The sequence below is a fragment of the Sedimentitalea todarodis genome, from assembly GCF_032595355.1.
In the GTDB taxonomy this organism is placed as follows: Bacteria; Pseudomonadota; Alphaproteobacteria; order Rhodobacterales; family Rhodobacteraceae; genus Sedimentitalea; species Sedimentitalea todarodis.
The window spans coordinates 31,539-43,706 of the sequence record NZ_JASMWN010000002.1 but is presented as its reverse complement, the minus strand read 5'-3'; the positions used below and the strand labels follow the sequence as shown (position 1 = coordinate 43,706).

Annotated in this window: 16 protein-coding genes; 12 read left to right on the top strand and 4 right to left on the bottom strand. The window is 59.9% G+C overall.

The annotated features are described in order from the left end of the window. Nucleotides 1-8 precede the first annotated feature (8 nt). Both ispH and QO231_RS02905 read right to left on the bottom strand, forming a co-directional pair. Complete coding sequence (gene ispH / locus QO231_RS02910; protein WP_316773183.1) at nucleotides 9-953, bottom strand: 4-hydroxy-3-methylbut-2-enyl diphosphate reductase; 945 nt, start codon at nucleotides 951-953, stop codon at nucleotides 9-11. A gap of 197 nt (nucleotides 954-1,150) precedes the next feature. Continuing rightward, entirely contained in the window at nucleotides 1,151-1,732 is a 582-nt protein-coding gene (locus QO231_RS02905) for a LabA-like NYN domain-containing protein (RefSeq protein WP_316773180.1), read from the bottom strand. 136 nt (nucleotides 1,733-1,868) lie between these two features. Between QO231_RS02905 and folK the strand changes: the two genes are divergently transcribed. From folK to recO, 12 genes are all read left to right on the top strand, one after another. Then, entirely contained in the window at nucleotides 1,869-2,438 is a 570-nt protein-coding gene (gene folK / locus QO231_RS02900) for a 2-amino-4-hydroxy-6-hydroxymethyldihydropteridine diphosphokinase (RefSeq protein WP_316773177.1), read from the top strand. 93 nt (nucleotides 2,439-2,531) lie between these two features. After that, nucleotides 2,532-2,885: a DNA-directed RNA polymerase subunit omega gene (gene rpoZ / locus QO231_RS02895; RefSeq protein ID WP_316773174.1), complete on the top strand. Its 354-nt coding sequence runs from the start codon at nucleotides 2,532-2,534 to the stop codon at nucleotides 2,883-2,885. Nucleotides 2,886-2,916: 31 nt separating this feature from the next. Then, a complete protein-coding gene (locus tag QO231_RS02890) occupies nucleotides 2,917-5,049 on the top strand; it encodes a RelA/SpoT family protein (RefSeq protein ID WP_316773171.1) in 2,133 nt (710 codons plus the stop codon). 29 nt (nucleotides 5,050-5,078) lie between these two features. After that, nucleotides 5,079-5,735, top strand: coding sequence for a DUF2062 domain-containing protein (locus QO231_RS02885; RefSeq protein WP_316773168.1), 657 nt, complete (start codon nucleotides 5,079-5,081; stop codon nucleotides 5,733-5,735). Between the two features lie 102 nt (nucleotides 5,736-5,837). Beyond that, complete coding sequence (locus QO231_RS02880) at nucleotides 5,838-6,587, top strand: pyridoxine 5'-phosphate synthase (protein ID WP_316773165.1); 750 nt, start codon at nucleotides 5,838-5,840, stop codon at nucleotides 6,585-6,587. A 7-nt stretch (nucleotides 6,588-6,594) separates the two neighbouring features. Next, entirely contained in the window at nucleotides 6,595-7,326 is a 732-nt protein-coding gene (locus tag QO231_RS02875; RefSeq protein WP_316773163.1) for a hypothetical protein, read from the top strand. Further along, the gene (gene acpS, locus QO231_RS02870; RefSeq protein WP_316773161.1) at nucleotides 7,323-7,742 is read left to right on the top strand and encodes a holo-ACP synthase; all 420 of its coding nucleotides are present in this window, start codon (nucleotides 7,323-7,325) and stop codon (nucleotides 7,740-7,742) included. The genes QO231_RS02875 and acpS overlap by 4 nt, the downstream gene beginning before the upstream one ends. A 55-nt stretch (nucleotides 7,743-7,797) precedes the next feature. Next, a complete protein-coding gene (gene lepB, locus QO231_RS02865; RefSeq protein ID WP_316773159.1) occupies nucleotides 7,798-8,634 on the top strand; it encodes a signal peptidase I in 837 nt (278 codons plus the stop codon). Further along, nucleotides 8,631-9,317 (top strand): ribonuclease III, encoded by a 687-nt coding sequence (gene rnc, locus QO231_RS02860; RefSeq protein ID WP_316773157.1) that lies wholly within the window; start codon nucleotides 8,631-8,633, stop codon nucleotides 9,315-9,317. Before lepB ends, rnc begins: the two co-directional genes overlap by 4 nt. Next, nucleotides 9,314-10,216 (top strand): GTPase Era, encoded by a 903-nt coding sequence (gene era / locus QO231_RS02855; RefSeq protein WP_316773155.1) that lies wholly within the window; start codon nucleotides 9,314-9,316, stop codon nucleotides 10,214-10,216. Before rnc ends, era begins: the two co-directional genes overlap by 4 nt. Beyond that, nucleotides 10,216-10,548 carry a DUF1491 family protein gene (locus tag QO231_RS02850; RefSeq protein WP_316773153.1) on the top strand — a complete coding sequence of 111 codons (333 nt, stop codon included), beginning with the start codon at nucleotides 10,216-10,218 and terminating at the stop codon, nucleotides 10,546-10,548. Before era ends, QO231_RS02850 begins: the two co-directional genes overlap by 1 nt. A 72-nt stretch (nucleotides 10,549-10,620) precedes the next feature. Next, nucleotides 10,621-11,349, top strand: coding sequence for a DNA repair protein RecO (gene recO, locus QO231_RS02845; protein WP_316773151.1), 729 nt, complete (start codon nucleotides 10,621-10,623; stop codon nucleotides 11,347-11,349). A 41-nt stretch (nucleotides 11,350-11,390) separates the two neighbouring features. On the opposite strand, the gene QO231_RS02840 is transcribed toward recO, so the two are convergent. Together QO231_RS02840 and QO231_RS02835 are read right to left on the bottom strand one after the other, a co-directional pair. Further along, nucleotides 11,391-11,783, bottom strand: coding sequence for an META domain-containing protein (locus QO231_RS02840; RefSeq protein ID WP_316773149.1), 393 nt, complete (start codon nucleotides 11,781-11,783; stop codon nucleotides 11,391-11,393). A gap of 53 nt (nucleotides 11,784-11,836) precedes the next feature. Beyond that, nucleotides 11,837-12,022, bottom strand: coding sequence for a hypothetical protein (locus QO231_RS02835; RefSeq protein ID WP_316773147.1), 186 nt, complete (start codon nucleotides 12,020-12,022; stop codon nucleotides 11,837-11,839). Nucleotides 12,023-12,168: the final 146 nt, after the last annotated feature.

Sequence of the window (12,168 nt, the reverse complement as noted above, 5' to 3'; positions counted from 1 at the left end):
CCCTCTTCCTAGGCTCGCAGCACCCGTGGAACCTTGAATTCGACCGTTTCAACGGCGGTTTCCAACTTTTGGATGGTGACGTCATGGCGAGCTTGCACGGCGGCAATCACTTCGTCGATCAGGACCTCTGGTGCAGAAGCGCCGGCGGTGATGCCGATGCTCGTGACCCCTTTAAGGGCACGCCAGTCAATATCGTCAGCGCGCTGCACGAGTTGGGAATAGGGACAACCCGCCTTGAGCCCGACCTCTACCAAACGTCGGGAATTTGATGAATTCGGGGCCCCCACCACCAGCATCGCATCGATCAAGGGGGCCATCGCCTTGACCGCGTCCTGACGATTGGTGGTGGCATAGCAGATGTCTTCCTTGTGCGGGCCGACGATGTTCGGAAAGCGTTCTGTCAGGGCCACGACGATATCGGCGGTGTCGTCGACGCTCAGGGTGGTCTGGGTGACAAAGGCAATCCGGTCCGGATCGCGGACGTTCACGGTTGCGACATCTGCAACGGTTTCCACCAGGAGGACCGCGCCCGGAGGAAGCTGGCCCATCGTGCCGACAGTTTCCGGGTGTCCCTTGTGGCCGATCATGATCATCTGCAGCCCGTTTTCCGCGTGGCGCTGCGCCTCGATATGAACCTTGCTGACCAGAGGGCAGGTGGCATCCACATAGATCATCTCCCGCGCGGCGGCTGCCGCCGGGACCGATTTTGGGACGCCGTGCGCGGAAAAGATCACCGGCCGGTCATCGGGGCATTCATCCAGTTCTTCGACAAAGACAGCGCCTTTGGCTTTCAGTCCGTCGACAACGAATTTGTTGTGCACGATTTCGTGGCGTACATAGACCGGTGCGCCCCATTTCTGCAGGGCCATTTCGACGATCTTGATCGCCCGATCGACACCGGCGCAAAACCCGCGCGGGGCTGCAAGGTAGAGGGTCATCGGGGGTTTTGGCATCTGTGGTCTCCTTGGGCAGAGACCTAGGTCTTTGCGCCCCGATGGTCCAGAGTCGCCGCTCGATTCTCTTGCGCCAACGGCATCATCGAGACCGGCACAACCGATCGTGCTCAACGATACAGCAATCGGAGTGCAGCGCACCCCGATGTCGGGGCAGCGATTACGCCGCCCCTGCCTGTTTCCTGTGCGACGGTCCTTTACCGACCGCCAGCTGCCGCCGTTGCAACGGTTCGGGCTTCACTCGGCATTTCCCGCGGCGGGCGTCCGATCACTTCCTTGAGCTCTTCGAGCTCGATGAAGTTATCCGCCTGCCGACGCAGTTCATCCGAGATCATCGGAGGCTGGCTGCGAATCGTGGAGACGACCGAAACCCGTACCCCCTGACGTTGCAGGCTGGCCACGAGGGGGCGGAAATCGCCGTCGCCGGAAAACAGCACGATATGATCGACACGCGGCGCGAGTTCCATCGCGTCCACCGTCAGCTCGATATCCATGTTTCCTTTGACCTTCCGACGCCCCATGCTGTCGGTATATTCCTTGGCGGGTTTGGTCACCATGGTGAACCCGTTGTAGTGAAGCCAGTCCACCAGTGGCCTGATCGGCGAGTATTCATCGTTTTCAAGCAAAGCGGTGTAGTAGAATGCACGCAGCATCTTGCCTCGGCGCATGAATTCCTGTCGCAATAGCTTGTAGTCGATATCGAAGCCAAGCGCCTTGGCGGCGGCATACAGATTCGAACCGTCGATGAACAGCGCGAGCCGTTCGTCCTTATAAAACATCAAATGATCCTTCCGGTAATACGGCCCGACACGCTCCGTGAGTGAGTGAGTGGTAAAAATTGACGCGTCGGTACGCTTAAAATAGGAAATTCGACAAGTACCGCAAGTGTACCGGTATTGTGAAAATGGGTCAAAAATGTTCGGAAATCGGTCAAATATCGTTGTTGGGCTGGGCGGAAACCTGCCATTCCAGGGTTCCCCTACGGCAACGACGCTACGGAAAGCAGTGCAGATGCTGGCAAGTCGCGATGTGGTGATTCGTTCTGTCAGCCGCTTTTATGCGACGCCGTGTTTCCCTGCGGGTGCGGGGCCGGACTATGTGAACGCGGCTGTCGCTCTGGAAACGTCGCTTTCGCCAGAGCGACTGCTGGACCGGATGCACGAGGTCGAGGCCGCCTTTCAGCGTGAGCGGATTCAGCGTTGGGGCATGCGGACACTGGATGCGGATTTGCTTGCCTTTGATCAATTGATCCTGCCAGACCTCACGCGGCAATCACATTGGCGCGACCTGCCTGCGGCGGAACAGATCAGGGCGACTCCGGACGAGCTCATCCTGCCTCATCCACGCTTGCAGGATCGGGCCTTTGCGCTTGTACCGATGGCAGATGTCGCTCCGGACTGGGTGCATCCAGTGCTCAAGGTGTCAGTGCGCGCGCTTTGTGCGGCATTGCCGGAGGATGAAAGGGCGGCCGTGCGTCCGATTTAGGGCTTTGCGCCGCGGCATTCTGCGCTTGTCAATCGGTGCGATCCCGACTAAACGTCCTCTTTCTGAAAGAAACTTGCTGTTGGAGAGTCGCCTATGGCCCGCGTTACGGTCGAAGATTGTGTTGACAAGGTCCCGAACCGGTTCGAGCTGGTAATGCTTGCCGCCCACCGTGCGCGCGAGATTTCCGCGGGTGGTGCGATCACCGTTGATCGCGACAATGACAAGAACCCTGTCGTTTCCCTGCGCGAGATCGCCGAGGAAACCCAGCGTGCCGATGATCTGCGCGAGCGTCTGATCGAGAGCAACCAGACCCAGATCGAAGTTGACGAGCCCGAAGACGACTCCATGGCGCTGCTGATGGGGGCAGAGGCCGACAAGCCCGCCGAGGATGACATGTCTGAAGAGATGTTGCTGCGTCAGTTGATGGAGGCCCAAGGCCAGGGCTGACCAGAGCGCGACACTCCGGGGTGCGGACCAGATGATTGCAGTTGAAGACTTGATTGCGCTGGTCCGCAACTACAACCCGAAAACAAACGCCGCTCGCATCGCAGCCGCCTATGACTACGGCACCCAGATGCATGACGGCCAGTTTCGCCAATCCGGCGAACCCTATTTTTCCCATCCTATTGCTGTCGCCGCCATTCTGACCGAACAGCGGCTGGATGACGCCACGATCATCACCGCGCTCCTGCACGATACGATCGAGGACACCAAGGCGTCCTTCAAGGAGGTCGAGAGCCGGTTCGGGCGCGAAGTGGCCGAACTGGTCGACGGGGTGACGAAACTCACCAACCTGCAACTGTCCAGCCACGAGACCAAGCAGGCCGAGAATTTCCGCAAGCTTTTCATGGCGATGTCCAAGGACCTGCGGGTCATTCTGGTCAAGCTGGCCGACCGTCTGCACAACATGCGCACCATCAAGTCCATGCGCCAGGAAAAGCAGGTGCAAAAGGCGCGCGAAACCATGGACATCTATGCGCCACTCGCCGGCCGCATGGGGATGCAGTGGATGCGCGAGGAACTCGAAGACCTGAGCTTTCGCGTGCTCAATCCCGAAGGCCGTCAGTCGATCATCCGACGCTTTATCACGTTGCAGCGGGAAACCGGCGACGTCATTCATCGGATCACCGGAGACATGCGCAGCGAACTGGACAAGGCCGGGATCGAGGCCGAGGTCTTTGGCCGCGCCAAGAAACCCTATTCGATCTGGCGAAAGATGCAGGAAAAGGAGCAGGGGTTTTCGCGTCTGTCCGATATCTACGGTTTCCGTATCATCACGGCCAGCGAAGAGGATTGCTATCGCACGCTCGGTGCAATTCATCAGCGTTGGCGGGCGGTGCCAGGACGCTTCAAGGACTACATCAGCCAACCGAAATCCAACGGTTACCGGTCGATCCATACCACTGTTTCGGGCCGGGACGGCAAGCGCGTCGAGGTCCAGATCCGCACACGCCAGATGCATGATGTGGCCGAGACCGGCGTGGCGGCCCACTGGTCCTATCGCGACGGGGTCCGTACCGAGAACCCCTTCGCGGTCGATCCCGCCAAATGGATTTCGAGCCTGACCGAACAGTTTGATGCCGAGGAAGATCACGAAGATTTTCTCGAAGCGGTCAAGCTCGAGATGTATTCGGACCAGGTGTTCTGCTTTACCCCCAAGGGAGACGTGGTGAAACTGCCGCGTGGCGCGACACCGATTGATTATGCCTACGCCATTCACACCCGCATCGGCGGGGCCTGTGTCGGCGCCAAGGTCGATGGGTTGCGTGTACCGCTCTGGACGCGGCTCAAGAACGGGCAATCGGTCGAGATCATCACTGCGGAAGGCCAGACTCCCCAGGCCACATGGCTCGACATCGCCACGACCGGCAAGGCGCGAACCGCCATTCGCAGAGCCTTGCGGGAAGTCGACCGCGAGCGGTTTGTCAAACTTGGCCAGGAACTCGCCCGTGCCGCGTTTGATCATGTTGGCCGCAAAGCGACCGACAAGGCACTGGCGACGGCGGCCCGGCATTTGCGGCTCAAGGACCGCAAGGAGCTGCTGGCCCGGTTGGGCAGCGCTGAGCTCACCGCGCATGATGTGGTACAGGCGGTCTATCCCGATCTCGCCCCTGACGAGGGCGATCAGATTCCGCTGCGGCGCGCGGTCATCGGTCTCAACGCCGGACAGTCGTTTGAACGCGCACCCTGTTGCCAGCCATTGCCGGGCGAACGGATTGTCGGCATCACCTTTCGTGGCACAGGCGTCGTGGTGCATGCGATCGATTGTGATCGGCTCAGCGAGTATGAAGAACAACCGGAACGCTGGGTTGACCTGCATTGGCACAGCGGCACCCATCCGGCGGTCTATGGCGCGACGCTGGATCTGACAATCGGCAATGACGCTGGAGTGCTTGGTCGAATTTGCACGTTGATCGGAGAAAAAAAGGCCAATATCAGCGATCTTGAGTTCGTTGACAGGAAACCGGATTTTTATCGTCTTATTGTCAACGTAGAACTGCGGGATGTGGAACAACTGCTCTCGCTGATGTTGGCGCTCGAGGCGGAAAGCGATGTTGCTGCTGTCGAGCGGTTTCGAGAAAAGGCCAAGGTTCACGCCGCGGTCAGCTAAGCAGGACCGGGACCGAAGGGGAAACCGCCTTGGTATTTAGACGCCGTGACCGACGCTCAGTGCTGCGCGCGATTGCGGATTTCCTATATCCCAAAGGGGGTTGGACCCGCGCCTTTCACTACGTCAAACATCGCGTCAGACGTCTGCCAGACACGCCCGAACGCATAGCGCGCGGAATTTGGGCTGGGGTCTTCACGACGTTCACGCCATTTTATACGATGCATTTTCTGGTGGCGTTCCTGATCTCCCGAGTGATCCACGGCAATATCCTCGCGGCATTGATGGCGACATTCTTCGGGAATCCTCTGACCTATGTGCCGATCGGATTCGCCTCGCTCAAGACCGGACATTTCATTCTGGGTACGGAATTCGAAGAGGGTGCCGCAAGGTCATTTGGCGGCAAGTTCATCGATGCCGCGCATGATCTCCAGAGCAATTTTGTCGCCATCTTTTCAGATCGCGAGCCCGACTGGCAGGGTTTGAGTGTTTTCTATAGCGAGATTTTCCTGCCATATCTCGTCGGAGGGATTATCCCGGGAATGATTGCGGCGACGGTTTGCTATGTCTTGAGCGTGCCGGTCATCCGTGCCTATCAAAAGCGGCGCAAGAAGCAGATCAAGAAGAAATTCGATGCGATCCGGAGATTGGCGGAGGCAGAGGAGGACGCCGCTCGGCGCTCGGAATAGGATGCGCGGATACAATTCGTTGGAGCGAGGCTGCGAAAGACGATTCATGTTTCTTTTGAAATGCACTAGGCTGCCGCTGGACCGAGAAGCGAGAGCCGTAAGATGACACAGCACCAGTTGCGCCTTGGCGTGAATATCGACCATGTCGCCACCGTCAGAAATGCCCGTGGCGGCACATATCCCGATCCTCTGCGCGCCGCGCGGTTGGCGGAAGAGGCGGGCGCGGATGGGATCACCGCGCATCTGCGCGAAGATCGGCGACATATCAGCGATGCAGATATCGACGGGCTGATGGACGTACTGAACATCCCGCTGAACTTCGAGATGGCGGCCACCGATGAAATGCAGGCGATTGCATTGCGTCACAAACCCCATGCTGTCTGTATCGTGCCGGAAAAGCGCGAAGAACGCACCACCGAAGGCGGGCTTGAGGTCGCGCGTGAGGAAAACCGGTTGGCGCATTTCATTGCCCCCCTGCGCGACGTCGGCTGTCGCGTTTCCATCTTTATCGCGGCAGACAAACGTCAGATCGAGGCCGCGCACCGGATCGGGGCCGAGGTGATCGAACTTCACACCGGTGCCTATTGCGATGCCTTCTCGGAAGGTCGGATGGAGGATCATCAACGCGAACTCGACGCCTTGCGCGAGATGTCGGCCTATGCCCACTCTCTGGGGCTTGAAGTACACGCGGGTCACGGGCTGACCTATGACACCGTCGCTCCGGTGGCCGCGTTTCCCGAGGTACGCGAGTTGAATATCGGCCATTTTCTGATCGGCGAGTCCATTTTCCTGGGGTTGAAGCCCGCGATTTCCGAAATGCGGCGGCTGATGGATCAGGCCCGGGTATCGTGAGAGTGTGATGCGCAGCGTCCTCTGGCTTCTGAGCCTGCCGTTTCGTCTGATCCGCCGTTTCGCCACAATTTTCGCGGTTCTTGCGTTGGTTGCCTCTCTGGCCTTCAACGTCGCCACTCTCACGGTGACAGGGGTCTATGCTGCCGCTTCCAGTGCGTTGAATGCCGTGGGCGTCACCACCGTCGCGGCGCGCGAAGCGGGCGAAAGGCTGACCCGGCGCAAGGCCGCGCAGAAAATCGGACGTGAAACGACCAAACGCGTCAGCCGTCGGGTTCAGCGCGGTGCGGTGCGCAACATTTCATCGGTCGCGGGCGAGGCAATTCCAGTCGTGGGGGTAGCCGTCATTGCCGGGGCACTGTCGCTTGAGGTCAAGGACGCCTGCGATACCGCCGCCGATATGGCCGGACTGGAAGCTGCACTTGCCGCCGAAGCCGACCACGAGACCGCGCGGCAGTTGGCTACGGACGCGTTTGATTGCACCGCAATGATCCGCGAGCAATTGCCGGATTTCGAGGAACTGCCAAGCGGCGAAGAGCTCTTGAGGATTGTGACGACAACGCCCCAAGCGGCTTGGGACGCCGCTGCAGAATATTATGACGGCCTGGTGGCACCCGACTGGAGCACCAGGGCATCCGAAGCCAGGGACGCATTCAGAGAGTGGGCGAACGAGACTTTCACCGCAGACACCGCAGAATACCTGCGCAATTGGTGGGGCGATGAAGGGGCCACAGATCAATGATTCTCGGCATCGGCACCGATCTTGCAAATATCGAACGCATCCAGGGGACGCTTGAGCGCTTTGGCGACCGGTTCCGCAACCGGGTGTTCACCGAGATTGAGCAGCAAAAGGCGGAGCGACGCCGGGACACGGCCGGGACCTATGCCAAGCGCTGGGCCGCGAAAGAGGCGTGCTCCAAGGCGTTGGGAACCGGGTTGCGCATGGGGATCGCCTGGAAAGACATGGCCGTCAGCAACCTGCGCTCCGGCCAGCCGGTCATGGAGGTCACAGGTTGGGCGGCTGACCGGCTGGCACAGATGACGCCGCCGGGGCATGAGGCGATAATCCATGTGACCCTGACCGACGATCATCCCTGGGCCCAGGCCTTTGTCGTGATCGAGGCGCGCCCGCGCGCCAACCCTGACTCTGCGCCTTGACACTGACCATGCCGCCCCGCATGTAGCGCCCAACCCAGCAATACCGGAGATCCGCATGGCCGAGAAAGCCACAAAAGGAAACGCGATTGTCGAGACGATCAAGACCATCGTCTACGCCCTGCTTATCGCCGGTGTGTTTCGTACGCTGTTCTTTCAGCCCTTCTGGATTCCCTCGGGTTCGATGAAGGAGACGCTGCTGATCGGTGACTTCCTGTTTGTGAACAAGATGGCCTACGGTTACTCCTACGCGTCCTGTCCCAGTGTGATCATGCCGGGCATCGGCATCAATATCGACGCCGAAGATGTCTGTGGCGTGTTCCCGCAGAACAATGGCCGCCTGTTCGGATCCGAGCCCGAGCGCGGGGATGTGGTCGTGTTCCGCCACCCGGTATCGGGTCGTGACTTCATCAAGCGTCTGGTCGGTCTGCCGGGCGAAAGGATTCAGATCAATGGCGGTGTGTTGTCGATCAACGATCAGCCGGTGCAGTTGCAGGACGATGGCGTATTCATCGAAACCTACGAACCGCAAGGGCCGCAGGGCAGCCGCCCGCGCTGTTCCAACGGGCCGGTCGGTCCGGGGGCAGCTTGTGAAAAGCAGCGCCTGATCGAGACTTTTCCGGATGGAAACTCGCACGACATTCTGGAAATCGGCAATCAGGGTTTGGACAACACCGGCGTCTATCTGGTGCCGGAAGGGCATTATTTCTTCATGGGTGATAACCGCGATAACTCCATGGACAGCCGCGTGCCTCAAAGCGCGGGTGGTGTCGGTTTCGTGCCGTTTGAGAACCTGATCGGGCGCGCGGATCGTATCATGTTCAGTTCGGCGGGCCGCTCCATGCTGTTCTTCTGGACCTGGCGTGGCGATCGGTTCTTCAAGGCGGTGCAGTGAAGCTGGGGGCCGACCTGCAGGCGTTTCAACGCCGGATCGGCCATGAATTCGCTCGGCCAGAGCTGTTGGTTCGTGCGCTGACCCATGGGTCTGTGTCCTCGCCGACGCGGTCGGACAACCAGCGGCTCGAGTTTCTGGGGGACCGGGTTTTGGGTCTGGTGATGGCGTCGGCCTTGCTCGAGAAGGACGAGGCGGCCAGCGAAGGCCAGTTGGCACCGCGTTTCAACGCGCTGGTGCGCAAGGAAACCTGCGCCGATGTGGCCAGAGAGATCGAACTTGGCGCGGTACTCAAGCTGGGACGTTCGGAAATGTTGTCTGGCGGGCGACGCAAACAGGCGCTGCTCGGGGATGCCATGGAGGCGGTGATTGCTGCCGTCTATCGCGATGCCGGTCTTGAGGCCGCCAGCGACATGATCCTGCGTCTCTGGGGCGACCGTGTCGCCGGGGTCGAGGCCGATGCACGCGATGCCAAAACGGCCTTGCAGGAATGGGCGCAGGCACGCGGCCAGATGCCGCCAACCTATGTCGAACTCGAACGCAGCGGCCCTGATCATGCCCCTGTCTTTACCATTGCCGCGCAGCTGGAAAGCGGGGCAGAGGCAAGGGCCAGCGCCGGATCAAAACGGCAGGCGGAACAAGGCGCGGCCACCGCGCTGTTGCAGAAACTGGAGAAGCAGACATGACACGCGCCGGATTTGTCGCGCTGATCGGGGAGCCCAACGCGGGTAAATCGACACTTTTGAACCGCATGGTCGGGGCAAAGGTTTCGATCGTCACCCACAAGGTGCAAACCACCCGCGCACGCATTCGCGGTGTGGCGATGGAAGGCGACAGCCAGATCGTATTTGTCGACACACCAGGCCTGTTCCAACCGCGCCGCCGCCTTGACCGGGCCATGGTTGCCGCCGCCTGGGGCGGAGCGGCGGACGCCGACGTGGTGGTTCTGCTGATCGAGGCCCATCGCGGTGTCACCGAAGGCGTGGAGCGTATTCTCGAAGGGCTGTCCGATATCGGCAAGGGCCGCAAGATTGCCTTGGCCATCAACAAGATTGACCGGGTCCAATCCGAGGTGTTGCTGGCCCTGGCCAAGGAGATGAACGACCGCTACGGCTTTGCCGAGACCTTCATGATTTCCGCCGAAAAAGGGCATGGGATTCAAACGCTGCGAGACTGGCTGGCTGGCGAAGTCCCCGAGGGGCCCTGGCTCTATCCTGAAGACCAGATCGCCGATCTGCCTATGCGCATGATCGCCGCCGAGATGACGCGCGAAAAGCTGACCCTGCGGCTGCATCAGGAATTGCCCTATCAGATGACAGTGGAAACCGAGAACTGGGAAGAACGCAAGGATGGCTCGGCCCGGGTCGATCAGATCATCTATGTGGTGCGCGATGGGCACAAGGGCATCGTGCTGGGCCACAGGGGCGAGACCATCAAGGCCGTGTCCAAGGCCGCGCGCGAGGACCTCAGTGAGTTTCTGGGGCGCAAGGTTCATCTGTTCCTTCAGGTCAAGGTGCGGCCCAACTGGCTGGAAGAGTCAGAGCGCTACTCCGAAATGGGTCTCGATTTCAAAGACGGTGCCTGATGGTCCGCCTGACCGCGCAATTTTGGGTGCAGTCCTATCTGGCGCGCCTGCGTGGCATGGATATTCCCGCCTTTGTTGTCGCGCACGGGGATGACACGGCGGGGGCCGTTCTGATCAAGCTCAACACGCTGGATGGGCAGGCGACCGCCTTTCAACGCAGTTTTGATCTCATGACCGGCGATCGGCGCTGGATTACGTTGTTGCAGGGGTCCGAATTCGAGGTGGATGCCGCGATTGCCCGCCAGCGTGGGTTTGACCCGGATCTCTGGGTGGTCGAGATAGAGGACCGTGCCGGGCGCAATTTGCTGGACGAACCGGGATTGGCTGACTAGCCCGAATTGCGCCCGTGTCTGACCCTCACGGCGATCTCTTGAATTCGGCTGATTTGCATGAGTTAGTGCGGTATGGAATGGCGCGATCACGGCATCCTTCTGACCATGCGTCGTCACGGAGAAACCGCGGCGATCATCGACGTCTTTACCGAGGAGCACGGGCGCCATGCGGGCGTGGTCCGGGGCGGTGCCAGTCGCAAGATCGCGCCGGTTTTGCAACCGGGTGCTCAGCTTGATCTGCTCTGGCGCGCGCGTCTCGAAGATCACATCGGAAGTTATCAGGTGGAGCCGCTGCGCAGCCGTGCGGCTGCTGCCATGTCGGGGCGGATGGCGCTCGCCGGGTTGAATGCAGTTACGTCGTTGCTGTCCTTCTGCTTGCCCGAGCGCGAGGCACATGGGGCGCTCTACAAGCGCAGCGAACAATTGCTGGATCTCCTTGGTCAGAACGAAGTCTGGCCACTGGCCTATCTGAGGTGGGAACTTGCGTTGCTTGATGACATGGGCTTTGGCCTTGATCTTTCCAGCTGCGCGGCAACCGGGGTCACGGATGGGCTGATCTATGTCTCTCCCAAATCAGGCCGTGCGGTGTCCCGTGCCGGGGCCGGCCAATGGGCCGACCGGATGTTGCCCCTGCCGCCGATCCTGCGGGGCGAGGGCGACGCGTCTGACGACGAGATCCTTCAGGCGCTCGGCACCACCGGCTATTTCCTGAAAGAGCGGCTCGCCCCTGCTTTGGGAAACAAGCCACCGCCTGAAGCGCGCTTGCGCTTTGTCGAGGTGCTCAAGGCAGATCGCGGCTGAGGCGCAAGATGTTCGGATGTGCCAATGCTGTGTCGAATGCACTAATCGCGCGCAACAAACACCATTTCCCGCCCTGCATCGTTTCGAAGCACAAGCGTTGAACCGCTCACTTCGGATTGGGTCATGCCAGCCAACGCTTCGACATATTGATCTTCAAATGCCAGGTCAGCGCAGTTTGTTCGAGTTCGGACAATATTCGCGGTTTCAAACCAGGGGTAGGGCGCCAGCATTTTGGCGGTGTAGGTGTTGCAGGGACCCTGTCCGGCAATCCTGCCCAAACCGGGAAAGGTAAGGGTGATCGGGGTTCCAACGCGCTGATTGCCGAGCTCCGCAAGTATCCAGACGCGGTCCGCGCCGCCATAGGCAGCGACCGTTTCGTCGCGGGTGCAGTGTGTCAGGCTCAGCGCCACGATGATCAAACAGGCTCGGTGCATGTGTCCTCACGGGATTGGCACCTTGCCCTACACGTTGCAAGCGAAGAGTCAGCTTATCCGCGTTGTTCGAGCACGGCGAGAACCTTGAGATGTTCCGGAGCAATTTTCGGATGAAGACTGGTAATCGGCAAATTACGAACGGTCGGAGCGATGGATTCGATGGCTTGAATGAGATGATCAGAGATGCCGGCAAGCCCTTCGCGTTCGCAATAGATGTTCAGGTCAATCAGTGCGTCCACGATCCAACCCAAATCCTGTGAGTGTTCCATTCCCCGGTAGTCTCCCATCAACATATCAGAAAGTGAATACAGTATTGCGGGAGTGAACACACCGTAACCCACGTATAGGTTGCAAGCGCGATAGGGTAGGAACCTATCCTTTGGGA

Excerpts from the sequence above, each read along its gene's own strand:
- ispH (WP_316773183.1), bottom strand. The coding sequence starts at position 953 with ATGCCAAAACCCCCGATGACCCTCTACCTTGCAGCCCCGCGCGGGTTT.
- QO231_RS02905 (WP_316773180.1), bottom strand. The coding sequence starts at position 1,732 with ATGTTTTATAAGGACGAACGGCTCGCGCTGTTCATCGACGGTTCGAAT.
- folK (WP_316773177.1), top strand. The coding sequence starts at position 1,869 with ATGTTCGGAAATCGGTCAAATATCGTTGTTGGGCTGGGCGGAAACCTG.
- rpoZ (WP_316773174.1), top strand. The coding sequence starts at position 2,532 with ATGGCCCGCGTTACGGTCGAAGATTGTGTTGACAAGGTCCCGAACCGG.
- QO231_RS02890 (WP_316773171.1), top strand. The coding sequence starts at position 2,917 with ATGATTGCAGTTGAAGACTTGATTGCGCTGGTCCGCAACTACAACCCG.
- QO231_RS02880 (WP_316773165.1), top strand. The coding sequence starts at position 5,838 with ATGACACAGCACCAGTTGCGCCTTGGCGTGAATATCGACCATGTCGCC.
- QO231_RS02875 (WP_316773163.1), top strand. The coding sequence starts at position 6,595 with ATGCGCAGCGTCCTCTGGCTTCTGAGCCTGCCGTTTCGTCTGATCCGC.
- acpS (WP_316773161.1), top strand. The coding sequence starts at position 7,323 with ATGATTCTCGGCATCGGCACCGATCTTGCAAATATCGAACGCATCCAG.
- lepB (WP_316773159.1), top strand. The coding sequence starts at position 7,798 with ATGGCCGAGAAAGCCACAAAAGGAAACGCGATTGTCGAGACGATCAAG.
- era (WP_316773155.1), top strand. The coding sequence starts at position 9,314 with ATGACACGCGCCGGATTTGTCGCGCTGATCGGGGAGCCCAACGCGGGT.
- QO231_RS02850 (WP_316773153.1), top strand. The coding sequence starts at position 10,216 with ATGGTCCGCCTGACCGCGCAATTTTGGGTGCAGTCCTATCTGGCGCGC.
- recO (WP_316773151.1), top strand. The coding sequence starts at position 10,621 with ATGGAATGGCGCGATCACGGCATCCTTCTGACCATGCGTCGTCACGGA.
- QO231_RS02840 (WP_316773149.1), bottom strand. The coding sequence starts at position 11,783 with ATGCACCGAGCCTGTTTGATCATCGTGGCGCTGAGCCTGACACACTGC.